Below are 25,004 nucleotides of genomic sequence, written 5' to 3'. Positions count from 1 at the left end.
GGTTCTGAGCCCCTAGGAGCCAGAAAGCAGCACAAAGGTACGGATTCGGGCGGGCGCCGAAAACGCCTGTTTTAGGCTTCGGGCCGGTGGGTTGCGATGTTAAGAGAGCCTAGTGCTTGTGGCCCGTGTGGTCGATTTCGGGGAAAGCCATTTCACCGGCCCTGATTTCTACGGCCAGCCGATTTTCCGCGGGCGGCACGGGGCAGGCAAAGCCCGCGCCGTACGCGCAGAAGGGGTTATAAGCCTGGTTGAAGTCGAGGGTGAGTTCGTCTTCGTCTTCGGCAGGTACGGCCACATCGAGGTAGCGGCCGCCGCCGTAGGTAGTGAAGCCGTTGGTTTTGTCGGTGAACGGAATGAACAGCTTGCCGTCCTTCTCATCTACTTTCAGCAGTACCACTAGCTGCAGGGGCACATCATTCACCTCAAACGAAGCTTTTCCCCAGCGCAAGTAGGCGTCGGCTTTGCCATCGGTGAGCGGAATCCGGATGGTTTCGGGCTTGGCGAAGCGCTCTAGCTTAGCATTTACTAGGTAGTCCTTTTCGGGCACGAAGTAGCGCAGGCTGTCGAACTCCTCACGCTGCTCCGAGGTCAGGGGCGAGTTTTTAGCGCGACGAAACGAGTCGTTTTTTTCCTTGCGGGCTTTGTAAATACCGGCTGCAAACTGATTGCTACCCAGTACAATATCCTGCAAAAAGTAGCCAAACACGAGCAGCAGGCCCAGGGCAATGAAAAGTTTCGGATTGATTCGCATGCGGCAAAGGTACGGCAGCGCCCCGGCTTCGCGCAGGTCATTTACTTACTGGCTAGAGCATAGTTAGTGCTTTTTACTACACTAGAACATCATGCTGAGCTTGCCGAAGCAGCTTGCGTGCTGATGTTGGGCTAGTAAGTTACCCTAGCAAATAAGACCGTCATGCTGAGCGGAGTCGAAGCATCTCTACCTCTGGCTAATTAACTGGCCTAGGCCTATCCAGCCGAAGTGGTAGAGATGCTTCGGCTGCGCTCAGCATGACGTTCATTTTCAAGAAGTGGCTTACAGCATGCCTTCATCGGCGAAGCTGTAGTAGCCGGCATCCGTATAAATCATGTGGTCGAGAATGGGTAAATCCAGAAACTGGCCGGCTTCTTTGAGCTTGCGGGTGAGAGCAATGTCGGCGGCGCTAGGGTTGCGGTTGCCGCTCGGGTGGTTGTGCACCAAAATGACAGATGATGCCAACTGCTCCAAGGCCTCCTTGAAAATCAACTTCGGGTCGGCAACGGTGCCGGCCACACCGCCACGGCTGATGCTCACAGTGCGCATCACCACGTTGGCCCGGTTCAGGAGCACTACCCAAAATTCCTCGTGCGGCAAATCCTGCAAGTGGGGGCGCATGATGCGGTAGATGTCGTGGGAGTTGGTAATGGTCGGGCGGGCCGGCGCATCGGCTTCCTTGCGCCGGCGGCCCAGCTCCAAGGCCGCCACGATGGTAATGGCTTTGGCCTCGCCAATGCCTTTTTGGCGCATCAGTTCCTTCACTGAGAAGCGGGCTAGGACGTTCAGGTCGTTGTTGGCGGCATTCAGCACCAGTTTGGCCACGTCTACGGCCGAGAGTTTGGCCGTGCCCGAGCCTAGCAGAATAGCCATCAGTTCGGCATCAGACAGGGCGGCGCGGCCTTTCTGCAACAGCTTTTCCCGCGGCCGGTCTTCTTCGGCCCAGCTTTTTATTCCGAAGGCCGTAGGGGTTTCGTAGCGCAAGGGGCCTAGCGCGGGGGTAGCAGGTTCCGATAGATGTTCTGGTAGATTTTCCGACAGATTGTCAAACTCTTGCATAGGGCACCGTTGTTGTACAGCCCGGAATTTAAAGCAAAAACCGCGCAACGCCGTCTGCTGCAGTAGCACCCGGCCCCGAACTAATCCTTTCTGTGCAGGTTTGCCTTTCACCTATGTCAAGAGCAACTCTTCCGTTTATCTTTTTTGCGCTGGTAATTGCCGGCGAGTGGTATGGTTTCCAAGCGGTGCGCACCATGGTGCAACACGCCTCCCCTGGCTCGCGCCGCCTCACCACGGCATTGTATTGGGTCCTGACGGTTCTGATCTGGGGCCTGGGCATCTGGGCCATGAGCAACCGCCGCGAGCATGCGTCCTTTAAATCGTACCTGGGCGGGGTGCTGCTGGCCATGGTGGCGGCCAAAATTGTGGTGGTTATTCCGCTGCTGCTAGAAGATGTAGTGCGCGTAGGCCGCTGGGCCGTGCAGGCGGTTTCGGGCCCGAAAGAGGCTAGTGCGGGTGGCTCGGCCATTTCCCGCAGCGAGTTTCTGAGCAAACTAGCCCTAGTAGCCGGCGCTATTCCGTTTACGGCCCTTATTTGGGGCATGCTGAAGGGCGGCACCGACTACACCGTGAAGCGCGTAACGCTGCGGTTCCCCAACCTGCCGGCCTCGTTCGATGGCTTTAAGCTGCTCCAGATTTCGGATTTGCACACGGGTTCTTTTCAATCAAAAGAGCCGTTGCAACGAGCCGTTGCCCTAATTAACAAGCAGGAAGCCGACCTCGTGTTCATGACCGGCGACCTAGTGAACAACTTTGCCCACGAGGTAGAGGAGCACATTGATACGCTGGCCGGCATCCAGTCTAAGCTGCCTATCTACTCCATTCTCGGTAACCACGATTACTCCGATTACGTGAACTGGGAAGAGCAGGGCGGTGCCCAAGCCAAGGCAGCTAACCTGGCTCGGCTCAAGCAGCATCACGCCAAAATTGGCTGGAACCTGCTGCTGGATGAGGCCCGTACCATTGAGCGCAACGGCGAAAAAATAAGTGTACTGGGGGTGCAAAACTGGGGAGCCCGCGGCTTTGCACAGTACGGCAAGCTCGATAAAGCGCACGCCGCCGCCGACCCTAGCGCCTCGTTCAAGATTCTGCTCTCGCATGACCCCTCGCACTGGGATGAGCAGGTGCACCAGTTCGAGGACATCGACCTGACGCTTTCGGGCCACACCCACGGCATGCAGTTTGGCGTGAACCTGCCCTTCCTGAAATGGAGCCCAGTGCAGTATGCCTACAAGCAGTGGGCGGGCCTGTACCAGCGCGGCAAGCAGTACTTGTATGTAAATGCGGGCCTAGGCTTTATCGGGTATCATGGTCGAGTAGGCTTCCTGCCCGAAATCACCGTTTTTGAGCTGCGCCGGGCCTAGTACTCGGCCATTTATAGCTTGCCTGAAGCCGCTACGAGGTATCGTGGCGGCTTTTTGTTTTCACGCTTTTTCAGGCCGAAAACCTCTGCGCAGCCCTACCGTATAGGGGCCATCGGAATTTTCCGACTCTCTTCTCTCTCCCCCTCTCACGTTTCTCTCCATCATGAAAAAGACCCTGCTTCTTCTCTCCGTAGCCGCTGCCTTCACTATGGCTTCGTGCTCTGAAAATAAAACCGCCGAAACGGACACCGCAACCACCACGGCAGCCAACGGCACCAGCACTACAACTACTACAACCACCACAACTACTTCGTACTCAACGGATGCCATTGAGCGCCGTGCCGACCGCATTGCGGCTGATATGGCCGCTAAAATGAAGTTCGACGAAGCTACCCGTACCAAAGTGCGCACGGTGTATGTAACCCGTGGCCAGCGCCTAGGCGAGCTGCAGGAAAAGTACGCTGCTGATACCACTGGCCGCGCCGCCGCTATGCGCGAGGTGTACAATAACGCCGACCTGGAAATGAAGACCGTGCTGGCCGACCCTACCCAGTACTCTGCGTACGAGTCAAGCCGCGTGGAGTACATGGACGACCGCTACATGGACGATGATACCAACATGGCCACTACCGACATGAGCTCATCGGCCAGCACTGATGCTTCAGGCAGCGGCATGGGAACCAGCAAAGTGAAGGCCGAAGACGGCAGCAAGCTGAAGGTGAAAGCCGATGGCGACATCAAAATGAAAGACTCGGAAGGCAACAAAGCCAAAGTGGACGCCGACGACGCTACCATGAAAGTGAAGCCCGAAGACGGCGACAAAACCGTTATCAAATAAGCTCCCCGAATTTCGGGCGCCTTTTTTGCGTTACCAAGAGCCCGCACCTGCAACGGTGCGGGCTCTTTTCGTCTCTCTGCCTTACTGTCCGTCGTTTGTTGGTCGATGAATGGGAGCTTTTAATCGGTTTCCTTTGATTTCCTTTGACCTTCGTGCATTAGTTTGCCTAGTGATAATGCCCTTTCGTTCTAATTTCTTGATGCTGCGTCGCGGGCTTGCCCTTTTACTGCTGTTGCTGCTGGGCACCCTAGGCGCCGCCGCCCAGATACGCGTGACCGGCAGCGTATCGGACGCCAGCACCAAAAAGCCCATTCCGGGTGCTTCGGTGGTAGTGCAGCGCACCAAGCTGGGCATCATGGCTGACCAAGAAGGCGAGTTCAGCATTTCTGCAAACAGCACCGACACGCTGCTTTTCCGAGCCGTTGGCTTCAAGGCGGTGCGGTTGCCGCTGGGTGGCTCGGGCTTGTCGCAGCTTATTGTGCACATTAAGTTGCAGCAAGACACCGTGCTGCTTGGCGAGGTACGCGTAACGGAAGGCCGCCCCGACCGTGCTACCATCAACAAAGCACTTCGCAACATCAAGCGGCCTAGTACCGCGCCCACCAGCGCCGTAAAGCGTCCGCCCGCGCCCAAGCCCATGTTCCCCGTCGATTCGGCCGCGCCCAAAGCGCCCGTTCCTACCCTGGCCAGCCCCGTCAGCCTGATTTACGAACAGTTTTCGAGGGCCGGCAAGGAGCGCCGCAAAATGGAGGAAATTCAGGCCGAGGAAGCGGCCAAAAAAGCCCAACAGGCCCGGCGCAAGTACAACACCAACTTCAAGGACAACCGCGGCTACGAAGAGTAACAAAGTTCGCCGTCAGGAAAGATGGAGCGCCGGGTTTAACTGTTTGCAAGGCCTAGGCCCCACCACACGGCAAACCTGGCGCTTCGCCTTTTCCCGTTTTCTTACGTAAGCCGAAGTATGAGAATAGGCTATCCTTGCGTTAATGAGTCGTTAGACTGCACTTCTACCAGCACCTTCCGGCTGGCTTCATACTCCGATGAACGAGTAGAATTGGCCGTAGCCAACAACCTCAGTTGCTTGCAGCGCATTCTGGTGTATAATGTGGCGCAGCACCTGCTGTTTTTCCGCATCGGCTCGGGCATTGTGCCGTTTGGCTCTCATGCTATCAACACCTTTCCCTGGCAAACGCGCTTTGCCTCGGAGTTTAAGGCCATCGGCGACTACATCAAGGCCCACAACATGCGGGTATCGTTCCACCCCGATCAGTTTGTGGTGCTCAACTCGCCCGATGCCGGTATTGTGGAGCGCAGCATTCAGGAGCTAGTATATCAGGGCTCGATGCTGGATTTGATGCAGCTGGATAGCACGCACAAGCTTCAGATTCATGTGGGTGGCTTGTACAACGACCGGGAGCTAGCCATTTCCCGCTTTATTGCTACCTACCATACCTTGCCCGAAGCCGTGAAAGCGCGCCTGGTAATTGAAAACGATGACCGGCTGTTTAGCCTGCAGGATTGCCTGCGGGTACATGCGGCCGTGGGCATTCCTATTCTGTTTGATAATTTCCACCATGAGTGCCTGAACCACGGCGAGCCCATGGCTGAAGCACTGCGCATGGCTGCCGCTACCTGGCACCCCACCCGCGACGGCGTGATGCTGATGGACTACAGCTCGCAGGCACCCGGCGAACGGCGCGGTAAGCACACGGCATCTCTAGAAGAAGATTTGTTCCACAACTTCCTGACGGAGCTAGGCGACCTAGACGTGGACATCATGCTCGAAATCAAAGACAAAGAAGCCAGCGCCGGCCGTGCTTGCGGCATTTTGCGCAACCTAGGCCGTATTGCCACTACCGCCGAGGTATAACTCATTCTATTTTTCTTCTTATGACTTCATCTGACCTTCTGAACGCCACTACCCAAGCCTTAAGCAACGGCATTACCGGCCTGCCCATCAGCACGGCCATGGACACTACCGAAGACTGGCAACAACAGCTGTTGCAAAGCGGAGAGCCTGGCCTGCAGGACATCGGCCGGGAACTGGGCAATCTGCAGTCGTTGCTGACTGTGGGCTCCGCTGGCTTAGATGGCCAAGCCATTGGTCGCTCCTTGAGTATGCTAGGTGCCCAAACTGCCGAAGCCGCCCGTAACGCCTCCGAAGAGGTGCGCGCAGGCCTGCAGACCTTATCAGATACGCTGTTGAAAGCCGGAAGCAAGCTGGAAGCGCAACCGTAAGCGTACGACCTGCCTATCAAGGAAAAAGCCTACCCGCCCAAAGGCCGGTAGGCTTTTCTATGTTCTTTTGCGCCAAGCGTATAGGCTGGCGAAGTATGTGTTAGATAAAGGCGGCGTAAATGAGGGGCAGCAAGGCTAACACCAGACCGGCAGTTACATACATAGCACCCTTCTCATGAGATGCCAGCGTATTCTGAGTAGAGGTTTTTTCCAAGGTAGACAGTGGTTTGGCAGAACAGATGACCAAACATACACTAGGCCCCGGAAGAATCATAGCACTTATCGACCAATCTTATCACGGAGTCGACAAAAGTATACTAGGTATTAACTATACTTGAAATAATACCAAACACAGCATTCGGTAAAGTGAAAGATTAGAGTGTTTCAGAGGCTTTGCGCGCCCAAACACCCTAGTGGCAGTACAAGCTAAGTCCTTCGCTCAAAACGCTATACACGCTGAAAAATAAAAAACCCTGCCCACAGTAAGTGAGCAGGGTTTTAAGGTGGAGCTGCAGGGAGTCGAACCCTGGTCCAGACAAGGAAGGCGTCGAGCTTTCTACGTGTGTATCTATGCTTAAATTTTCGAGACATTCCAGGCGCACATCAGGCCCTTGGTTTGTCCTTATCTGCTTGAGTTTCGCCTTGGAGTCGCAGCGCCCCCAAGACTATCCTAATACTTACGACGCCCCGAACTCACCCGTGAAGAGGAAGACGGATGCGGGACGATGACATTACTTAGTACCTAGACTAAGCAGCCATGGCGTAGCTATACTCGCCGGTTGTTGTTTGGACGACTTTTTAACGGGAGATTCATCCAACTCCCGACACGCTTACTCGCGACATGCACAAGCTGTCAATTCCGGTCAGCCCCAATTTAGAAAGAACGATTTCCGCCACGAATAGCGGGGTGCGAATGTACGCACATCAGGGAGAAAACGTTGCTGGGAGGCAAAATTGTTCCCGTTTTGTGTACTGACCACATAGAATATAACCTATGCCTAGTTCGGCGCTTCGCGCCAGCAAGCAGTTCTTATTTCTCGGTTTTCCTAGGTGCATATACCCTTCCAAAGCCCAGCTTTTCAGGGTATCTTTGTGGCTAGTCGTATGGAGAATTTCGTTGTTTCAGCCCGCAAGTATCGGCCCGCTACATTTCGCAGTGTAGTTGGGCAGCAGCACGTTACTACTACGTTGCAGAACGCCATTGTTAGCCAGCACTTGGCCCAGGCGTTTCTGTTCTGCGGTCCGCGTGGGGTGGGCAAAACCACCTGCGCCCGCATTCTGGCCAAAACCATCAACTGCGAGTTTGTAGAAGAGCACGTACGCAAGGGCCGGCCAGTTTCGGAGCTGCTGAAAACCCAGCCCGACATTGTGCCCGACGCGCTGCAAACTGCCTCGGATCCCGACAACACGCCGTTTGAGCTGGAAGCCTGCGGGAAGTGCTCGTCGTGCCGCGCGTTTCAGGAAAACGCCTCGTTTAACGTGCACGAGCTGGATGCGGCCTCTAATAACTCGGTCGAAGACATTCGGAGCCTGGTAGAGCAGGTGCGCTACGCGCCGCAGCAAGGCCGCTTCAAGGTGTACATCATCGACGAGGTGCACATGCTCTCGAATGCGGCCTTCAATGCCTTCCTCAAAACGCTGGAAGAGCCGCCGGGCTACGCCATTTTTATTCTGGCTACCACCGAGCGCCACAAGATCATCCCCACCATTCTCTCGCGCTGCCAGATCTTCGATTTCAACCGGATTCGGGTGGATGACATCCGGGGGCATTTGCGCTACGTGGCCACGCAAGAGCAGATTCAGGCCGAAGACGATGCCCTGCACCTGTTGGCTCAAAAAGCCGATGGCGGCCTGCGCGACGCGCTGAGCATGTTCGACCAGATGGTGACCTTCTCGGGCCACGACCTGCGCTACAAAGACGTGGTTCAGAACCTACACATTCTGGATTACGAGTACTACTTCCGGCTGGTGGAGGCGCTGCTGACCGAAAACCTGTCGGGCACATTGCTCTTGCTGGAAGAGGTAGTACAGAACGGCTTTGACCTGCACAACTTTGTGGTAGGTGCGGCTGAGCACCTGCGCGGCTTGCTTGTGTGCAAAGACCCCGTGACGGTGCAGCTGCTGGAAGTATCAGAAAACATCCGGAGCCGCTACGTGCAGCAGGCCCAGGCGGCGCCGTTGGCCTTTCTGCTTTCGGCCCTGAACCTGGTAAGCCAGTGCGACCGGGAGTTTAAGCAAGCCAAAAATCAGCGCCTCCATGTGGAGCTGATGCTCATGAAGCTGGCTTACCTCAACGGCGCCGTGCAGTTTGCCCGCGACATGGGAACCGGCCCGGCCGCTACCGCCAGCGCCCCGAAAGCATCGTCAGAAAACGGCGAGGCGAAAAAAAAAAGTAGCGTAGCCCCGGCCGCCATCACTCCGGAGGCGAATCAGCCAGCGGCTAGCGCCCCAACTCAAGCCGCACCCGTTTCAGCTGCCACGAGGGCTAGTGAGCCAGTTGTTGTGCCAGTGGCTACGGCGGCTTCTGCTCCTTTGGCCCATGCCCCCGCCGACCCCGAGCCGATTGTGCCGGTAAACAATGGCGTGGAGGAAATGCACGCTACCCCCAGCATTGAGGACAAAGCCGCTACGGAGGTGCCCACCACCCATAAGCTGCGCGACACCGTGCCGCATGTGGAAATCGGGAAGCCCAGTGTAGCCGGCCACGAGCCCGGCCAGATTCCGGTGACGGCGGCTCCCCTACCCCCACCTCGCCCCGGAATGCCCAGCGGCAAGCCCATGGGATTGGGCACCAAACTACCCGGACTAGGTAGCCTTAGTGCCATGAAGGCCCAACTGGAGCAGCAGCAGGCAGCCGGTAAAGCAGCCGTTGAAGCCGAGCCGAGTGGCCCCGTGACGGGCTTGCCCACCATCAACGATGAGGTATTGCAGCGGGTGTGGTCGGAGCTGACCGAGGAGCGCAAAGCCATCAGCATGATGCATTATAGCTTGTTGAAGCGGCCCATTCAGGCCAACGAGCAGCACCTGATTATGCTGCGCGTAGATAACCCCGTGCAGGAAGACCAGTTCAACGAGTTCCGGGCTGAGTTTCTGGGCGAATTGCGCCGCCGCACCGGCTACCCCCGCCTGAACGTACAGGCCGAGGTAGTGGAGCGCGTAGAAACCGGCCGCAAGCTGTACACCTCCAATGATAAGATGGAGTACCTGATGGAGAAGTACCCGATGCTCACGGCCATGAAGCAGCGCCTGGGCCTCGACGCCGACTTTTAAACCCACTAGGCCGTTACAGCGCTTACAAGCAGGTTGCGCTGGTTTTCTGGGGTAGTGATTTTCCCTTAACAAGAGGAATCTGGCAGTAGCTCCGGTGAGCTAGCCAGATTCCTCTTTTCTGCTTTGCGCTGATTGCTAGGTTGTCCTGGCAAATGAAGTTCTACCAAGCCCGATGAAACGCTGCAGCCAGCAGGCGATGAAGCTCGTCCTTACTGCCTCAGCCTTGGGACGTTTGCGGACTGTAAACCGGTGATTCTCATACACAAATTTTCGCACTTCGAAGGCGTGGGGCTTCTATCAGGCTTTTTATTCCCGGAGGGGCCGCCTATCTTTGATTCCTTGTTCCTTCCTGATTCGCTTTCCGCGTCGATTTGCTTGTGAAAAAACCCCTGCTGTTTCTCATTCCGGCGCTGGCTACGCTCGGGCTTACCCAGTGCCAGACAAGCAAGCCGGCCGCTACTACCACCACTTCCGCCACCCCGGCGGCTACCGCTCCGGCCGCTCAGCAGAAAGAATACAAGTACCAAACGGTGGAAGGCGACCCGCTTAAGGCGCGCGTTTACACCCTCGACAACGGCCTGACCGTTTACCTTTCTGACTACGACGACGCCCCCCGCATCCAGACCTACCTGGCTGTGCGAGCGGGCTCCAAAAATGACCCCAGCACCGCCACTGGCCTAGCGCACTACCTAGAGCACATGGTGTTCAAGGGCACTTCGAAGCTAGGCACGCAAAACTGGGCCGCCGAGAAAGTAGAGCTCGATAAGATTGAAGCCCTCTACGAACAGTATCGCAGCCAGCGCAACGACCCCGCCGCCCGCAAGCGCACGTACCACCAGATTGACTCCATTTCGGGGGTAGCGGCCAAGTACGCCGTGGCTAACGAGTACGACAAGGTGATGGGTGCCATTGGGGCGAAGGGCTCCAACGCTTACACCTCCGTAGAGCAGACGGTTTATCAGGAAGATATACCTAGCAACCAGCTCGAAAAGTGGGCCGCCATTCAGGCCGAGCGCATGCAGGAAATGGTGCCGCGCCTGTTCCACACGGAGCTGGAAGCAGTGTACGAGGAGAAAAACCGCGGCCTCGACTCCGATTTCCGCAAGGAGTTTGAAGCCCTGAACGCCAGCCTGTTTCAGAAGCACGAATACGGCACCCAGACCACCATCGGGACCATCGAGCACCTGCAGAATCCGTCCATCACGGAAATCAAGAAGTATTTCGGGCAGTACTACGTGCCCAACAACGTGGCCTTGTGCCTGAGCGGCGACCTGGACTACGACCAGACCATCCGCATCATCGACCAGTACTTTGGCAAGCTGCAACGTAAGCCCGTGCCCGGCTTTACGGTAGCCCAGGAAGCGCCCATTACGGCGCCCATTGTAAAGCAAGTGCTGGGCCCCGATGCCGAGAACGTAATGCTGGGCTTCCGCTTCAAAGGCATTACCACCGGTGAGCCAAACACGCTGGTGCTGCGCATGATTGATAAGATCCTGAGCAACGGGCAGGCCGGCCTCATCGACCTGGATCTGAACCAGAAGCAGACCGTACTGAGCGCTGCCTCATTCACGGACATCAACAACGACTACTCTACGCACGTGCTCTACGCTACCCCTCGCCAGGGCCAAAAGCTGGAGCAAGTACGCGACTTGTTGCTGGCCGAGCTGGACAAGGTAAAGAAGGGCGACTTCCCTGATTGGCTGATTCCGGCTATCATCAACAACGAGCAGCTGCAGCGCACCAAAAGCTACGAGAGCAACGAAGCCCGCGCCGGCGCCTTTGTGGCGGCTTTCGTAGCTCGCCAAGACTGGAAAGACTACCTCCGCCAGTTCGACACCTTCGCGGCCATCACCAAGCAGGACGTAATGCGCGTGGCCAACGAGTACTACGGCAACAACTACGCCCTGGTGTACAAGCGCACCGGCAAAGACCCCAACACGGTGAAAGTGGTGAAACCCGCCATTACGCCCGTGCCGGTGAACCGGGAGGTGGCCTCCGACTTCTACAAGCAGGTAACAGGCATGACTTCGCCGGACCTGCAGCCCGTGTTCCTCGACTACAAGAAGGACATTCAGGAGACGAAGCTGGCCTCGGGCCTGCCGGTGTTTTACACCCACAACTCCGAGAACAATCTCTTCAACCTGTACTACGTGCTCGATTTGGGCACGAACAACGACCCCAAACTGGGCCTGGCCACCGACTACCTCCAATACCTGGGCACTGGCAAATACAACGCCGCGCAGCTGCAGCAGGAGTTCTACAAGCTCGGCTGCTCCTTCTCGGTGCAGAGTGGCCAGGACCGCACCTTTGTGAGCCTATCGGGGCTCGACAGCAACTTTGAGCCCGCCCTTGCTCTGTTTGAAAGCCTGCTGAAAGCTCCGAAGCCCGACGCAACTGCTCTTAAGAACATGGTAGCGGGTGTGCTGAAAGCGCGCCAGGATGCCAAGCTCAACAAGGGGGTTATCCTGAATCAGGCCCTATTAAACTACGCCAAGTACGGCCAGAAAAACCCGTTCACCAGCCAGCTCAGCGAGAAAGAACTGAAGGCCCTGAAGCCCGAGCAGCTCACGGATCTTATCCAAAAGCTTCCGACCTACGAGCACCGCGTGCTGTATTATGGGCCGCGAGCAACGGACGCTCTGGCTTCTACCTTAAATACGCTGCACCAAGTTCCCGCCAAGCTCACGCCCGTACCGGCCAACAAAGACTTTGCCGAGCAGCCCCTCACGGACCGCAAGGTGTACTGGGTGGATTACAACATGGTGCAGGCGGAAATCCTGTTCCTGAGCAAAGGACCCGTGTTCGACAAAGGTTTGCTGCCGACCACCAGCCTCTACAACGAGTACTTTGGCGGCAGCATGGGCAGTATTGTGTTCCAGGAGTTGCGCGAGTCGAAGGCCCTAGCGTACTCGGCTTCGTCGCGGTTTGCCTCGGCTGATAAGGTAGGGCGCAGCTCTTACAACCTCAGCTACATTGGCACCCAGAGCGACAAGCTGCCCGAGGCCATGGCGGGCATGAACATGCTGCTCAACGACATGCCCGCCGCCGAAGCCAACCTGCAGATTGCCAAAGACGCCATCCGCAACAGCATTGCCACGGAGCGCATCACCAAGTCCGATATCCTGTTCAGCTACGAGCGCGCCAAGCGCCTCGGCCTCGATTACGATGTACGCCGCGACGTGTACGAGCAGACGCCCAACATGAGCTTCCAGGATTTGCAGAAGTTTCAGCAGGCCCGCGTGAAAGGCCAGCCCCAAACGATTCTGGTTATTGGCTCCAAAGACCGCCTCAACTTCAAGGAGCTAGCCAAGTACGGCCAGGTCCAGCAACTCACGCTGAAAGAAATTTTCGGCTATTAACGCCCCGGCCCCTAGCCCTGCTTCTTTGGATACAGGGTTCTGGCGTTTCGTTTTACTAGCCCAAGCAGAGCCGCAAACCGGCCACAGCACGGCCACTACTGCGAAAAGTCAGCCTCCAGCCCTCCTGCTTCACTAGGCAGGAGACTAGAACAAGGCCACCACTACCAAAAACCCTACAGTACCTAAGTACCTTTTCAAAAATGGCAGAGAAAATCACCATCAAGAACGGCAAGCTGAATGTGCCCGATCAACCCATCATCCCTTTCATTGAAGGCGACGGCACGGGTCCGGATATTTGGGCGGCTTCCGTCCGCGTGTTCGACGCGGCAGTAGAGAAAGCCTACGGCGGCTCGCGCAAGCTGGTGTGGAAAGAAGTGTTGGCTGGTGAGAAATCCTTCAAGCAAACCAATAACTGGCTGCCAAACGAAACCCTGGATGCCTTCCGCGACTACCTCGTGGGCATCAAAGGCCCTCTGACTACGCCCGTGGGCGGTGGTATCCGCTCCCTGAACGTGGCCCTGCGCCAGGAGCTCGACCTATACGCTTGCGTACGCCCAGTACGGTGGTTTGAGGGAGTACCCTCCCCGGTGAAGCACCCTGAGCTGACCGACATGGTGATCTTCCGCGAAAACACCGAGGATATCTACGCCGGCATCGAGTACATGAACGGCACGCCTCAGGCCCAGAAAATGCTGGAATTCCTGCAGGATGAGATGGGCGTGAAAAAAATCCGCTTCCCCGAAACGTCTTCGTTCGGCATCAAGCCTGTCTCGAAAGAGGGTACGGAGCGCTTGGTTCGTGCGGCCATTGAGTACGCTATTTCGCACAACAAGCCTTCCGTGACCATCGTGCACAAAGGCAACATTATGAAGTTCACGGAGGGTGCCTTCAAAACCTGGGGCTATGAGTTAGCGGAGCGTGAGTTTGGCGACAAAGTGTACACCTGGGCCCAGTACGACAAAGTGCTAGCCAAGCAGGGCCAAGAAGTAGCCGACGCTCAGCAGAAAGCAGCGCTGGATGGTGGCAAAATTCTGATTAAGGACAGCATTGCTGATGCTTTCCTGCAGCAGATTCTGCTCCGCCCCGCCGACTACTCGGTGGTAGCTACCCTGAACCTGAACGGCGACTATATCTCCGATGCGTTGGCTGCTATTGTGGGTGGTATCGGTATTGCGCCCGGCGCCAACATCAACTACGTAACCGGCCACGCCATCTTCGAAGCTACCCACGGCACCGCACCTAAATACGCTGGCCTCGATAAGGTGAACCCCGGTTCAGTAATCCTGTCGGGTGCCCTGATGCTGGAGCACCTCGGCTGGCAGGAAGCCGCCGACCTGATCTACAAAGGCCTGGAAGCCGCCATTGCCTCGAAGCGCGTTACCTACGACTTCGAGCGCCTGATGGAAGGCGCCACCCTGCTGAAATGCAGCGAATTCGGCTATGAAATTATCAGCCGGATGTAATTTTACATACAGTTAAGGCACGAGAGAACCTTATCTAGTGCATCAAATAATCACGGCTTTTTTGTGAAAAATCAATCTAAAGGAGTTCACTTACCGGGCTTAAACGGAATTAGAGCTATTGCGGCTTTAGCAGTTGTATTCTCCCACATTAATATTGGTCTTGGCAACTTCAATCTACCCTCTTCCCCAAGTCTTGACCTTGCTGGGCACGGTGTTACAATGTTTTTTTCTCTTAGTGGTTTCTTGATCACATTTTTACTATTACTTGAAAAACAAAATAGCCAAATAAACATAAAAAAATTCTATTTTAGACGCGCACTAAGAATATGGCCTTTATATTTCTTATATTTAATTATATTTTTAATAACAGCATATATTTTTCAATTAATTAATTCAAAAACAATAGTTTTATTACCGTACTACTTAATATTACTTGCTAATATCCCACAAATACTTGGCACAGGCATAGAATACATAGGCCACTTTTGGTCTATTGCCGTTGAGGAACAATTTTACTTGTTTTGGCCCTTTCTTATTAAAAAATCAAAATATACACCTCAGAAAACTATTACAATTTTTATATTATTATATTTCACTATTAGATTATTTTTTAGATTTATTGAATACAAATATGGAATACAAGTATTATATTTAGCAATTCAGGTTAACCGCTTTGACTGCATGGCAATAGGTGGGTTGGGAGGGGTAATATATTTCAACAATAATGAGAAAGTTCTTCATATTATAAAATCTATACCTATTCAATTTTTAGCATGGACAGTAATATTACTACTTGCCTTTAACAAGTACCATGTCGCAAGTATTGTTGACCCAGAACTGATCAGCACAATAACAGTAGTAATAATAATAAATGTTTGCAGCAACGAAAAAACACTTATAAATTTAGATAATTTTATATTTAATTTTTTAGGAAAAATATCGTATGGTATATACGTAATTCATCCTTTAATTATTTTTTTATATTCTCGTTTATTAAATACTTTTTCATTACATAACAATTTAAAATATTCATTAATTTATGTCGGAGTTCCTATTTTAACAATTTTTTTATCTTATTTATCATACGAATTTTATGAAAAGAAATTTATATTAATTAAAGATAAATATGCTGTAGTAAAAAGCTCGAACAGTAAAATTTAGGCGATGGTAATACAACACTGTGTAAACAACGTACTTGGTAGAATATAAAAGTTGCCAGCATTGTACTTTTTCGCACGCTCACCCATGATTACAAAAATAAATAATGTACTCATCACCCTCTACATAAAGTCCCAGTTACGTTAACAGTCAAGTTTTAGCCTTTTTAGAAGACATAATTGGAGCGATGACCAAAGTTCGAATGGGCTGTTGGGTGCATTGATAGGCAAGGGTACATGAAGAGATACATGATTGGATCAGTAGGATAGTCGAACGACCATAGTTGCCGCAGTATGGGTGACGTGAAGTTTTACTTATCACAAAACAGGGCATCCAATGGGTGCCCTGTTTCATTTCTAACAAATCTCCCCCACTACTCCCGCACCTTCAGATACTCAGCGGCGGCGGTATTTTTGGGGTTTAGGGCAAGGGAGCGTTTGTAGTGTTTGGTGGCTTGCTCCTTGTTGCCTAGCTCAGCGTAGGTTTCTGCGAGGCTGTCGTAGGTGTTGGCGCTTTCGGGGTACAGGCTCACGTTCAGCTTGAACACTTCCAGGGCGTCCTGGGGTTTGGCTTGCTTGAGGAGGTAGTAGCCCCAGGCGTTTACCTCCTGTTCGGGAAGCTGGTACTGGGGGTTCTTTTTCTTTTGCTGTTTTACTAGGGCACTGGCCTGCGCAAAGCCGCGCTTACGCAGCTCGTTGTGCAGCGTCCGGATGGTGGGTGGCAGGCCAAACCCCGTAATGGCGCGCATGTCGGGCAGGTAGTGGCTGGCTATTTCGTCCACGAAGTTATCGGGGTTGGCGCCTTGCAAATTGGTCAGCACGACGATTGCCAGCTCATCTTTGGGATACACGAACAAAGCATTGCGGCCCCCTCCTACCGGCGCCACGGCCGGGTGCTCAGCCCTGGAAATAGTGGGCCACCCCAGCGCGTAGCCGTTCAGAAAGCCGCTAAAGCCGCGCTGCGTGCCGTTGTTGAGGTTGCCGGGCGTCCAGAGGGTAGCGAGACTGCTGGTTTTCAGCAGCTGCCCTTGCTGCAGGGCTAGTACCCAACGGGCTAGCTCCTCGGCGGTAGAGTTGAGGCCGGCTGCCGTGCGCAGAAACGGCGGAAACATCTCAAACACATTTCGGAGCTGCTTGGAGCGGCCCATCTGCCCATCTACCATGTGGTAAAAGGTATAGCCCCGCGCGGCGTGTGGTATTACATTGTGCGCATCGCCAAACCCAGTACGTGGCATCCCGACCACGTTGAGCTGGCGCTCCTGGATAAACTGCGCGAAGGGCTGTCCGCTGAGCTTGTCGATGATTTGGCCTAGCAGCACGTAGTTGGTTTGGTTATAGGCGAATTTCTCACCGGGCTGGAAGCTCATGGGCTTGGTTTGCACCTGAGCCCAAGCCGCGCTGGCATTGGCCTCCGTCACCATGTCATCATCGTTCATGACCTCAGGCAGGCCCGACGTGTGCGTGAGCAGTTGCCGTACGGTTACTGGTTGCCAGGCAGCAGGTAGCCCCGGCAGATAACGCGACACGGGTGCGGTCAGGTCGAGCTTACCTTCCTCCACCAGCTGCATAACTGCTACGCCTACAAAGGCTTTCGTGATGGAGTTGATGGTAAACCGCGTGTGGGCCATTACCGGAATCGAGTCTTGCAGGTTAGCTAGGCCGTAGTGCTCCAGCTTCACAATTTTTCCCTGCCGGATTACGGCTAGCTGCAGCCCCGGAATCCGGAGTTGCTTCATTTTGGCTTGCACGAACCGGTCGAGGCTGTCGGGAGAGGTAGTGGCCTGGGCCACCGAAAAACTGCTCAGGAGCAGCAAGAGTAGTAGCCAGAAAGTACTCCCTCTTGTGATGGTGCGTTGCGCTTTCATACGTAAGATATCTTAGTACATCTAGTCTTTGCCTGGCACCTGCGTGGCGGCCTTGTGAGGAGAGAGATGTACAGAGCGTATATACAGTTGCCCGCATATTTAAATATACTTTCGCTTGGGCTACACCTCCAGCTTATTCGGGAGCTACAACCAGCAAACCGCCGGTAGTAAGGCGTTGGAGTTGCCCTCCTTAGTAGGGTTAGGAAAAGATGCTGGCGTATCTTGCAGCTTCATCTGGTACTGCTATATGCTTTCTTCTTTGCTGCGAACGTCATTTGGCCGCTTGCGGGCGGTGGGTTTTTTGGAGGGTATTTCCTTTCTGGTGCTGTTGGGCATTGCCATGCCATTGAAATACCTGGCGGGCCAGCCTGAGGCAGTACGCATAGTAGGCATGGCGCACGGCGTGCTGTTTGTACTCTATGTACTGCTGGTACTTCAGGTAGCCATTGAGCACAGTTGGTCGTGGCGGAAGGCGCTGCTGGCGCTGGTGGTGTCGGTGGTGCCGTTTGGGACTTTCTGGGCCGACAAGCGGCTGTTTCGCGAATAAGGGTACGCAGGGAGGTTTGAAGCGGAAGGGGAGCTAGGGCTTTTGCAGAGGATGTGGTGGTAGTGACGCCAAAAGTTTGTTACTTAAGGCAGAGAATATTTCTTTTCTCAGCACGTTCCTCATCCTACCACAACCAAAACCCTCTTACGCATGCACAAACCCCAATTATCCCGTCTTGCCTTGCTGGCAGCAATTGGCACTTTTTCCATGTTCAGCTGCAGCAAGGAGCAGGAGTCGGCCCCTAGCCAGTCGATTTCAGCTACCAAGCAAGCCCAGGTAGAAGAAGCTTACCCTGGCCAAACCGGTGAGAGCCGCGCTGGCTTCCTCGGTGGCCAATCCGTGGAGTATCGCGCTATTAATGGCGAAAACATTTATGAAGGCGATATTATCCTGACGGCTGAGCAGGTGAAGCTGGCGCAGGAAGCCCGCCCCGAAAGCGCCGGCCGCAACACGGGCCGCTGGCCTTCGGCCGTGGTGTACTATACTATTGATGCCGCGCTACCTAGCCAAACCCGCGTAACCGATGCCATTGCGCACTGGCAGACCAACACGGCCATTCGCTTTGTAAAGCGCACTACCCAGTCGAACTACGTGACATTCCGGGTAGGCTCAGGCTGCTCTTCTAACATTGGTATGATTGGCGGCCGCCAGTACATCAACCTGGCGTCGGGCTGCTCTACGGGCAATACCATTCACGAAATTGGGCATGCCCTAGGTCTGTTTCATGAGCAAACCCGCAACGACCGCGACAACTACGTAACCATTCTGACCCAGAACATCCAGGCGGGTTACGAGAATAACTTCGCCAAGTACTCTACCTCGGGCTACAGCGGCACTGATTACGGTGTCCTTGATTTCGGCTCTATCATGATGTACGGCTCGTTCTCGTTCTCCTCGAATGGCCAGCCAACCATCGTGAAAAAGGACGGCTCTACCTTCAACATCCAGCGCACAGCCCTTTCCAGCGGCGACAAAGTAGGCATCGACGCGATGTACTAGGTTGCTTCATGGCGCAAGCCTGGCAATAAAAAGGGGCACCCAATATTGGGTGCCCCTTTTACTTTTTCGGGTAGTTAATAATCAGGTATTCAAGATTTCGCCACCATTGGGGTGCAAGGCTTGGCCCGTGATGTACGAGGCATCGTCGGAAGCCAGAAACACGTAGCACGGACCGACTTCGGAGGGCTGGCCGGGGCGCTTCATGGTAGTGTCTTTACCGAAGGAGGCTACTTTATCGGGTGGGAAGGAGGCCGGGATGAGCGGCGTCCAGATGGGGCCGGGCGCCACGGAGTTCACCCTGATTTTCTTTTCGGCCAGTTGCTGGGCAATGGAGCGGGTGTAGGCCGTAATGGCGCCTTTCGTGGAGGTGTAGTCTACCAGCTGTTGATTACCACGGTAGGCGTTGATGGAGGACGTATTGATGATGGAGTCGCCTTCCTTCAGGTGCTCCAGCGCCGCGCGCGTCACGCGTACAAACGAGAAGAAGTTTACCTGAAACGTGTCTTCCCACTGCTGGTCATCTACTTCCGTAATGTCTTTACTTACGAACTGCTGGGCCGCATTATTTACTAGGATGTTCAGGCCGCCCAACTCCTGCACCGTCTGCTCTACAATGGACTGGCAGAAGTCTCGGTCGCGCAAATCGCCGGCGAGGGTAAGGCAGCGGCGACCTTCAGCTTCTACCAGCTGGCGGGTTTTGTAGGCGTCTTCCTCTTCCTCGGGCAGATAGGTGAAGGCTACATCGGCACCTTCGCGGGCAAAGTGCACGGCCACTGAGCGGCCGATGCCGGAGTCGCCGCCCGTAATGAGGGCTACTTTGCCTTGCAGCTTGTCGCTGCCCTTGTAGCCGGGCCGGATGTACTCCGGTTGCGGGGTCATTTCTTGTTCAATGCCCGGCTGTTGCTCTTGCTCTTGCGGGGGCAGGGTAGTTGGCTTGTTTTCCATAGGTAGTAAGAATAGTCGGAGCCTATAGCAACGAACGTACTACCCTAGGGTTATGGCTGAGCCTAACGAAAAGCGCCTCACTCCCGCCCTATTTCACCTTGGCTACCAGCCTATTGGCCGCTCATCAGCATCCGATACGAGCGCACCCGAGCTTCGGCATTCTGCCGAATGTTGTAATAAAACAGGGCGTAATCGGCAATATGAAAGGAGTGGCGCAGCTCCGGCCGGCCGGGCAGCAGGAAGCGTGGGTAGCCACTGCGCTCCGTAGGATGAATCCAGAGCAAGCCATCGTGCACTTTAGCATCTACCACGCGCTTATCTACGGAGTTGAAGCCATAAGGAACGCCACCAAGGTTCAGCCGAGCCGGCGCCGTAGCGGTGTCGCGCGTCCAGGTAAGCGGGTTTACGGCCACGCCGCCCGCAAAAGGCGGATACTCATTGCCCCATTCCACGGTATTCCAGCCTACGTAGCAGCCGGTTTGGGTAGAGTCTTCGCAGGGCCGCAGCACCTTATATTCTTCGGCCTTCACCTTAAACCCAATGAGGTAGGCTGCCACCAGCTGGCGGCGCAGTTTGGGGTCATTATCGAAGAACTCACGCAGCAACCGGGTGGTATGGTACGTTCCCTGGCTGTGACTGGCAATGATGATGGGCCGCCCGTGGTTGTAGGTATCGAGGTAGTAGCGGAAAGCGGTTTTCACGTCCTGGTACGCTAGCTCCAGCGCTTCCTTGCCGTTGTCGGTCTTCTCATCGAAAAATGAAAATAAGGTAGCCTGCCGGTAGCGCGGAGCATAGATGCGCGCCGTATTGTTAAACGCCGAGGCTTGCTTCCGGATGACACTGACGTCAGTGAAGTGGTTGACGCGCGCGTCTGTGAGGCTGGCATTCCACTGCTTGCGGCCGTAATAGGTGGTGGGGTGCACGTAAAACACGTCGGCCGGGGCGTCGCGCTGTTGGTCACGCAGGAGCGTGTTGCGCGGCACAGCATCAGCAGAGTCGCGGCGGTCAGGCAACGCGGCCCAGTTGTCTTCCATCCGGTAGTCGGGCGCCTCGGGCGTGGGGTAGCGGGTATATTCCTTGCCGGGCTTGATAACGTTGAGGCAGGAGCTTAGTGGCCATAAGGTTGCTAGCAGCGCGAAGGCACTGATTACGCGGATATGCATCACAGGAACTGAGAAAATCGGGGAGCTCAATAAACACCAACGCGCGCTCCAGGTTGCCGGTAGCGCGCGTTGGTCGTACAAAAATACGCAGGAACCCCATCAGTACCAGCGCCTAGGCCTCGGTGCAACCGAAACCCAGGGCTACCTACTCCGTGAAGGTATTTTCCAGGAGTCGCTCCTGGCGCAGGTACACAATTTTAAAGTTTTTATCGAAACGGACGCGCACCTGAGCAGTTGTCTGCTGGCGCTTCTGCATGGACTGGCGCAGGGCGCTGCTTTTCTCAATAAAGGTGGCCACCCGCGAGCCGTCGTTTACGGGTGGGCTCACCTTGAGGCTGCCCGGCTCAATAGCGGTTTGGCCTTCCAGAAACTCCGGGAAGTGCGACTTCTCCAGCTCCGCATTGATAGCCGCTGGCGTGGTGTTCTGCTGCAAGTAAAAGCGCTCTACCTGTGGGGCAAAGTAAGAAGCCGCAGAGAAAGGAGCCGCCTGCAAATCGGCGTAGTAGTTTTTGAGCACACCCTCAATCCGGGCCTGGGCGGCACTTTCGTCAGCGGGCGAAGGGGCCGCTGGTGTGGCGGGCTCCGTGGTAGCAGCCGGGGCCGGTGTAGTTACGGGTTGCGAGGCTGAATCGGGGCGAGTGGTAGTGCTAGGAGGCAGAACTGGAGCAACCCGGATGGTTTCGGGTGCGGCGGCTGGAGCTAGCTCAATTTGCTCCGATTGGGGGCCTTCCTCGGGACGGGTAGCCAGAGAGTCGGCGGCCGTTACGCTAGTGCTGGTCAGCCGCTCCGATTCCCGGTCGCCGAGCATTAGGTAGGCTACTAGCCCTAGCAAGGCCAGAATACCACCGATAATCAGGATGGTGCTGAGCGGACTTTTAGTAGGGGCCACGTACGGTTCGTCTTCTACTACCTCTCGTATTGGGGCAGTGGTAGGTGGTGCTATAAACTCATCATCGCGCGAGGGCGAGGTGCGGGGCCGACCGGCCTCCAGCGGGTGCGACAGGCCCGGCGTATTAGATGGTGGGGTGGGCGGCTCGGCCACATACGGCGCCGTAAGAGGCCGTGAGGTTGTCACGGGTGGCAGCATGGGGTCTTCTACCGGCCCTACCTTAGTGGCAGGCGCTGGTGCAGGCGGTATAACGGGCGATGCAGGCGTAACCGGCGGCACAACGGGCGGTGCGGGGTTAGGCTCTATATACGTCATCGGGATGCTGCCTTCCAGCCCTGCTATAGCCGGCGGAATCAGCGGTGTAGCCGCAGGCGGCGGGCTGGGGGCTTCTGGCGCGGGCGGCGTTGGCGGCGAGATGGGGGCAACCGGCGCGGGCGGCGGTGCTGGCGTGGGTGCAGCCGCTGCCTCGCTGAAGAGGAGCTTTTTTTTCAGGGTTTCAAACTCCTGGGGCGTAATGGTGCCGGCATCCAGCCACTCTTTCAGCTGGCGCAGGGTATCGAGGGGAGAGGGGTCTTTGTCCATGGGAGAGAACCGCCCGCAGGCGGTGGGAATAGCTTACTTCCGGTCGAGATTGGTGAGGCGGGCGCGGCGACGCTCCAATTGCGCTTTACGCAATTCAGTGAGCTTTGCGTTGTCGAGGAGCTTCACCGAATCGGCTGCCGACTTCAGCTTGTTCTCCTCGTTCTGCTTTTTCAGCTGCTCAATCTTCTCCAGATTAGACTTGGTGGTGTTGGCCAGCGTTACGCGCTCCTTTTCCAGCTTATCTTTTTCTTTCTCAGCGGCGCTCAGTTGCTTTTCGGCTTCGGCAATCTGCTCGCGGTAGGCTTTGGTGCGGGCGGCGGCGGCAAAGCTCTGCACAATGTTGCGTAGCGAGCTGAACTCAGATGCCGTGCCAGCAGCCGACAAAAACGAATCGGGACCCATGGCAGCCCACACCGAGAGCTCCGCCACAGTATCAGAGGGTGCCGTGACCGTAGAATACAGGTCGATGAGCTTCCCCGTGACGCTGGACATGGGCACTTGCTTGGCCGTCAGCACGTCCTTCTTGCCTACGCCAAAGGTGCCGTCGCCTTTCATCCGGATGTTGTAGGTGTCCTTCAGCCACGACTGCCAGTAGTCGCGCGTCCATTGGGCGGTGCCTTCTACTTGCACTTTCAGGGCATCCCGCTCGCGTTTCTCGTAGTTGACACTGCTGGTGCGGGTGTCGTAGAGTTGGGCCTTAGCCAGCGTAGGCAGCAACAGGGCTGCTACGGCAAGCAAGAGTATAGTGAGCCGGTTCATGGCAATAGATACGTTAGAGGTGAAATATGCTGGTTGGCAGCTACTCAGATACCATGCCGGTCGAAGGAGGCCTGCAAATCTTGTTGCATACCGGCAAACCGGCGCACGGCGGCCTGTACAAACTCGTCGTCAAGGAGCAGATGGATGTCTTCTTCGCCGGTCAGGTCCAGCTCGCTTACCTTGTAGGTTTGCTCAAAGGGACCTTTTTCGAGCTTAATCAGGTATTTGCCGTTCCAGCTGAACAGCGTGATTTTCGCATCGGGGTGCGGTATAATGGCGAGCTGACGCATACGGGAGGAGCGAAAGATTGAACTCGCGAAGATAGGCAGCCTGCCCCAACCACACCTGCAAAGCTCAACATAACTTCGGCGGAGTGGCCGCGTACATTTTTCGTCTACCCTCGGGTAGCTTGTTGTATCCTTAAGTCATTTACCATCATGCCACAAGGAGATAAATCAGCCTACACCGACAAGCAAAAGCGGCAGGCCGAACACATTGAAGAAAGCTACGAGAAGCGCGGCGTATCGGAAGAAGAAGCCGAGAAGCGCGCCTGGGCTACCGTGAACAAGCAAGACGGTGGCGGCAAGAAGAGCGGCTCCGGCCGTAAGAAATCGTAACCAGCACTAGCCTTACTACACACACAAAGCCCCGGTTTCTGAAGCAGAAGCCGGGGCTTTGTGTGTGTAGTAAGGAATCGGAAGTTAGCCTATACCAGCTTCAGAATAACGTATAGCGAGGCGCTAGAAATGACCACCCACAATAGTACCCCGAGCGTGAAGGGCTTCGGCCCCACGGCTCTGATGGCCTTTAGGGAAAGCCCGGCACCAATGAAAAATAGTGTGACCGTAAGCCCTAGCTTGGCCAGCTGCACCAGGTAGGGCGCCACCACATGAGTAGCGGGCATATAGGTATTGAGCAGCATAGCGGCAACGAACCCCAAGATGAAGTAGGGAATTTTCACCTTCACATCTGGCTGCCGAAAGGCCCATGCCGTGCCCAGGGCCACCGGAATAATCCAGAGGGCGCGGGCCAGCTTAACGGTGGTAGCTACTTCGAGCGCCTGGGCGCCATATGCGGCGGCGGCGCCTACTACTGAGGACGTATCGTGAATGGCAATGGCGCACCACAGGCCAAATTGCGTTTGGCTCATGCTGAGCGCGTGCCCAATTAGCGGAAATAGAAACAGAGCTATGGCATTCAGCACAAACACGGTGCCGAGCGCCATCGACATTTCTTCTTCCTTAGCCCGCAGCACAGGTCCTACCGCGGCAATGGCGCTTCCGCCACAGATAGCTGTGCCACAGGCAATGAGGTGGGTTACGGGCCGACCGAGCTTGAGCCATCTGCCCGCGAAATAACCCAGTGCGAGCGTTCCAACGATGGAAACTACTGTGAACAGCAACCCTTCGCGCCCGGCTTGCACGGCCGCGTGCGCATTCATACCAAAGCCCAGCCCGATAACCGAGTACTGCAACAGCTTGGCCGTGAACCGACGCGTGTAACTCAGGAACGGATTCCCAACGGTTTGCGCCAATACGAGGCCTAGTGCCAGCGCCACCGGCGGCGACGCCCAGGGTGTAAGGCAAAACACCAGGAACACCGCAAACACTGTCGGCGGCAGCCACATGGGGCGGGTGGTTGGCGGCGCGGTGGGGGATAGTGTGGCTGGAGCTGGGTGAAGGCTGGCAGCCTGAGGGTGCGGCTCCGGCGCATCAACAAAGGCTGAGGCTGGAACGGGGGGGTGGGTGGACTTCAT

Annotated in this window: 21 protein-coding genes and 1 other RNA gene; 12 read left to right on the top strand and 10 right to left on the bottom strand. The window is 55.5% G+C overall.

Features of this window, described 5'->3' with window-relative positions; all coding sequences use genetic code 11:
* Positions 1–109: 109 nt before the first annotated feature.
* Together ACYVGU_RS17515 and radC are read right to left on the bottom strand one after the other, a co-directional pair.
* Positions 110–751, bottom strand: a complete 642-nt coding sequence (locus ACYVGU_RS17515; protein WP_460623103.1) for a DUF1684 domain-containing protein — start codon at positions 749–751, stop codon at positions 110–112.
* 282 nt (positions 752–1,033) lie between these two features.
* A complete protein-coding gene (gene radC, locus ACYVGU_RS17510) occupies positions 1,034–1,810 on the bottom strand; it encodes a JAB domain-containing protein (RefSeq protein WP_460623102.1) in 777 nt (258 codons plus the stop codon).
* Positions 1,811–1,923: 113 nt separating this feature from the next.
* Here radC and ACYVGU_RS17505 point away from each other — a divergent pair, with 113 nt between their 5' ends.
* The 5 genes from ACYVGU_RS17505 to ACYVGU_RS17485 all read left to right on the top strand — a co-directional run bounded on the left by ACYVGU_RS17505 (position 1,924) and on the right by ACYVGU_RS17485 (position 6,250).
* A complete protein-coding gene (locus ACYVGU_RS17505; protein ID WP_460623101.1) occupies positions 1,924–3,174 on the top strand; it encodes a metallophosphoesterase in 1,251 nt (416 codons plus the stop codon).
* 163 nt (positions 3,175–3,337) lie between these two features.
* Positions 3,338–4,012 carry a hypothetical protein gene (locus tag ACYVGU_RS17500; RefSeq protein WP_460623100.1) on the top strand — a complete coding sequence of 225 codons (675 nt, stop codon included), beginning with the start codon at positions 3,338–3,340 and terminating at the stop codon, positions 4,010–4,012.
* A gap of 175 nt (positions 4,013–4,187) precedes the next feature.
* Positions 4,188–4,856, top strand: a complete 669-nt coding sequence (locus ACYVGU_RS17495) for a carboxypeptidase-like regulatory domain-containing protein (RefSeq protein ID WP_460623099.1) — start codon at positions 4,188–4,190, stop codon at positions 4,854–4,856.
* A gap of 39 nt (positions 4,857–4,895) precedes the next feature.
* Entirely contained in the window at positions 4,896–5,882 is a 987-nt protein-coding gene (uvsE, locus tag ACYVGU_RS17490; protein WP_460623404.1) for a UV DNA damage repair endonuclease UvsE, read from the top strand.
* Between the two features lie 20 nt (positions 5,883–5,902).
* On the top strand, positions 5,903–6,250 hold the full coding sequence (locus tag ACYVGU_RS17485) for a hypothetical protein (protein WP_460623098.1): 348 nt from the start codon (positions 5,903–5,905) through the stop codon (positions 6,248–6,250).
* A 501-nt stretch (positions 6,251–6,751) separates the two neighbouring features.
* On the opposite strand, the gene ssrA is transcribed toward ACYVGU_RS17485, so the two are convergent.
* Positions 6,752–7,121, bottom strand: a transfer-messenger RNA (tmRNA) gene (ssrA, locus tag ACYVGU_RS17480).
* A gap of 233 nt (positions 7,122–7,354) precedes the next feature.
* Here ssrA and dnaX point away from each other — a divergent pair.
* From dnaX to ACYVGU_RS17460, 4 genes are all read left to right on the top strand, one after another.
* Positions 7,355–9,520: a DNA polymerase III subunit gamma/tau gene (gene dnaX, locus ACYVGU_RS17475; protein ID WP_460623097.1), complete on the top strand. Its 2,166-nt coding sequence runs from the start codon at positions 7,355–7,357 to the stop codon at positions 9,518–9,520.
* Positions 9,521–9,897: 377 nt separating this feature from the next.
* Positions 9,898–12,879 (top strand): M16 family metallopeptidase, encoded by a 2,982-nt coding sequence (locus ACYVGU_RS17470; protein ID WP_460623096.1) that lies wholly within the window; start codon positions 9,898–9,900, stop codon positions 12,877–12,879.
* A 200-nt stretch (positions 12,880–13,079) separates the two neighbouring features.
* On the top strand, positions 13,080–14,342 hold the full coding sequence (icd, locus tag ACYVGU_RS17465) for an isocitrate/isopropylmalate dehydrogenase family protein (protein ID WP_460623094.1): 1,263 nt from the start codon (positions 13,080–13,082) through the stop codon (positions 14,340–14,342).
* 63 nt (positions 14,343–14,405) lie between these two features.
* Positions 14,406–15,503 (top strand): acyltransferase family protein, encoded by a 1,098-nt coding sequence (locus ACYVGU_RS17460; protein ID WP_460623093.1) that lies wholly within the window; start codon positions 14,406–14,408, stop codon positions 15,501–15,503.
* 370 nt (positions 15,504–15,873) lie between these two features.
* Here ACYVGU_RS17460 and ACYVGU_RS17455 read toward each other — a convergent pair whose 3' ends face one another.
* The gene (locus tag ACYVGU_RS17455; protein ID WP_460623092.1) at positions 15,874–17,364 is read right to left on the bottom strand and encodes a serine hydrolase; all 1,491 of its coding nucleotides are present in this window, start codon (positions 17,362–17,364) and stop codon (positions 15,874–15,876) included.
* A 247-nt stretch (positions 17,365–17,611) separates the two neighbouring features.
* Between ACYVGU_RS17455 and ACYVGU_RS17450 the strand changes: the two genes are divergently transcribed.
* The gene (locus ACYVGU_RS17450) at positions 17,612–17,911 is read left to right on the top strand and encodes a DUF3817 domain-containing protein (RefSeq protein ID WP_460623090.1); all 300 of its coding nucleotides are present in this window, start codon (positions 17,612–17,614) and stop codon (positions 17,909–17,911) included.
* Positions 17,912–18,061: 150 nt separating this feature from the next.
* Entirely contained in the window at positions 18,062–18,910 is an 849-nt protein-coding gene (locus ACYVGU_RS17445) for a M12 family metallopeptidase (RefSeq protein WP_460613903.1), read from the top strand.
* Positions 18,911–18,991: 81 nt separating this feature from the next.
* Here the strand turns inward: ACYVGU_RS17445 and ACYVGU_RS17440 are convergent, their stop codons facing one another.
* From ACYVGU_RS17440 to ACYVGU_RS17420, 5 genes are all read right to left on the bottom strand, one after another.
* Positions 18,992–19,855: a Rossmann-fold NAD(P)-binding domain-containing protein gene (locus ACYVGU_RS17440; RefSeq protein WP_460623089.1), complete on the bottom strand. Its 864-nt coding sequence runs from the start codon at positions 19,853–19,855 to the stop codon at positions 18,992–18,994.
* Between the two features lie 110 nt (positions 19,856–19,965).
* Positions 19,966–21,018 (bottom strand): DUF3089 domain-containing protein, encoded by a 1,053-nt coding sequence (locus ACYVGU_RS17435; RefSeq protein ID WP_460623403.1) that lies wholly within the window; start codon positions 21,016–21,018, stop codon positions 19,966–19,968.
* A 145-nt stretch (positions 21,019–21,163) separates the two neighbouring features.
* Positions 21,164–22,489 carry an SHOCT domain-containing protein gene (locus tag ACYVGU_RS17430; RefSeq protein ID WP_460623087.1) on the bottom strand — a complete coding sequence of 442 codons (1,326 nt, stop codon included), beginning with the start codon at positions 22,487–22,489 and terminating at the stop codon, positions 21,164–21,166.
* A 33-nt stretch (positions 22,490–22,522) separates the two neighbouring features.
* Entirely contained in the window at positions 22,523–23,248 is a 726-nt protein-coding gene (locus ACYVGU_RS17425) for a hypothetical protein (protein WP_460623086.1), read from the bottom strand.
* Between the two features lie 44 nt (positions 23,249–23,292).
* Positions 23,293–23,538 carry a hypothetical protein gene (locus ACYVGU_RS17420; protein WP_460613899.1) on the bottom strand — a complete coding sequence of 82 codons (246 nt, stop codon included), beginning with the start codon at positions 23,536–23,538 and terminating at the stop codon, positions 23,293–23,295.
* 147 nt (positions 23,539–23,685) lie between these two features.
* Here ACYVGU_RS17420 and ACYVGU_RS17415 point away from each other — a divergent pair, with 147 nt between their 5' ends.
* Positions 23,686–23,865, top strand: a complete 180-nt coding sequence (locus ACYVGU_RS17415) for a hypothetical protein (RefSeq protein ID WP_460613898.1) — start codon at positions 23,686–23,688, stop codon at positions 23,863–23,865.
* An 89-nt stretch (positions 23,866–23,954) separates the two neighbouring features.
* Here the strand turns inward: ACYVGU_RS17415 and ACYVGU_RS17410 are convergent, their stop codons facing one another.
* A complete protein-coding gene (locus ACYVGU_RS17410) occupies positions 23,955–25,004 on the bottom strand; it encodes a YeiH family protein (RefSeq protein ID WP_460623085.1) in 1,050 nt (349 codons plus the stop codon).

This window comes from Hymenobacter tenuis (assembly GCF_054780495.1).
Note: the sequence above shows the minus strand (reverse complement) of the source record. Positions and strands in the feature narration are given on the sequence as shown.

What these genes read in the sequence shown, in the direction of transcription:
- ACYVGU_RS17445 (WP_460613903.1), top strand. Translation starts at nt 18,062, where the DNA reads ATGCACAAACCCCAATTATCCCGTCTTGCCTTGCTGGCAGCAATTGGC.
- ACYVGU_RS17430 (WP_460623087.1), bottom strand. Translation starts at nt 22,489, where the DNA reads ATGGACAAAGACCCCTCTCCCCTCGATACCCTGCGCCAGCTGAAAGAG.
- ACYVGU_RS17435 (WP_460623403.1), bottom strand. Translation starts at nt 21,018, where the DNA reads ATGCATATCCGCGTAATCAGTGCCTTCGCGCTGCTAGCAACCTTATGG.
- radC (WP_460623102.1), bottom strand. Translation starts at nt 1,810, where the DNA reads ATGCAAGAGTTTGACAATCTGTCGGAAAATCTACCAGAACATCTATCG.
- ACYVGU_RS17410 (WP_460623085.1), bottom strand. Translation starts at nt 25,004, where the DNA reads ATGAAGTCCACCCACCCCCCCGTTCCAGCCTCAGCCTTTGTTGATGCG.
- ACYVGU_RS17495 (WP_460623099.1), top strand. Translation starts at nt 4,188, where the DNA reads ATGCCCTTTCGTTCTAATTTCTTGATGCTGCGTCGCGGGCTTGCCCTT.
- ACYVGU_RS17485 (WP_460623098.1), top strand. Translation starts at nt 5,903, where the DNA reads ATGACTTCATCTGACCTTCTGAACGCCACTACCCAAGCCTTAAGCAAC.
- ACYVGU_RS17440 (WP_460623089.1), bottom strand. Translation starts at nt 19,855, where the DNA reads ATGGAAAACAAGCCAACTACCCTGCCCCCGCAAGAGCAAGAGCAACAG.
- icd (WP_460623094.1), top strand. Translation starts at nt 13,080, where the DNA reads ATGGCAGAGAAAATCACCATCAAGAACGGCAAGCTGAATGTGCCCGAT.
- ACYVGU_RS17420 (WP_460613899.1), bottom strand. Translation starts at nt 23,538, where the DNA reads ATGCGTCAGCTCGCCATTATACCGCACCCCGATGCGAAAATCACGCTG.
- ACYVGU_RS17500 (WP_460623100.1), top strand. Translation starts at nt 3,338, where the DNA reads ATGAAAAAGACCCTGCTTCTTCTCTCCGTAGCCGCTGCCTTCACTATG.
- ACYVGU_RS17415 (WP_460613898.1), top strand. Translation starts at nt 23,686, where the DNA reads ATGCCACAAGGAGATAAATCAGCCTACACCGACAAGCAAAAGCGGCAG.
- ACYVGU_RS17450 (WP_460623090.1), top strand. Translation starts at nt 17,612, where the DNA reads ATGCTTTCTTCTTTGCTGCGAACGTCATTTGGCCGCTTGCGGGCGGTG.
- ACYVGU_RS17515 (WP_460623103.1), bottom strand. Translation starts at nt 751, where the DNA reads ATGCGAATCAATCCGAAACTTTTCATTGCCCTGGGCCTGCTGCTCGTG.
- ACYVGU_RS17455 (WP_460623092.1), bottom strand. Translation starts at nt 17,364, where the DNA reads ATGAAAGCGCAACGCACCATCACAAGAGGGAGTACTTTCTGGCTACTA.
- ACYVGU_RS17505 (WP_460623101.1), top strand. Translation starts at nt 1,924, where the DNA reads ATGTCAAGAGCAACTCTTCCGTTTATCTTTTTTGCGCTGGTAATTGCC.
- dnaX (WP_460623097.1), top strand. Translation starts at nt 7,355, where the DNA reads ATGGAGAATTTCGTTGTTTCAGCCCGCAAGTATCGGCCCGCTACATTT.
- ACYVGU_RS17425 (WP_460623086.1), bottom strand. Translation starts at nt 23,248, where the DNA reads ATGAACCGGCTCACTATACTCTTGCTTGCCGTAGCAGCCCTGTTGCTG.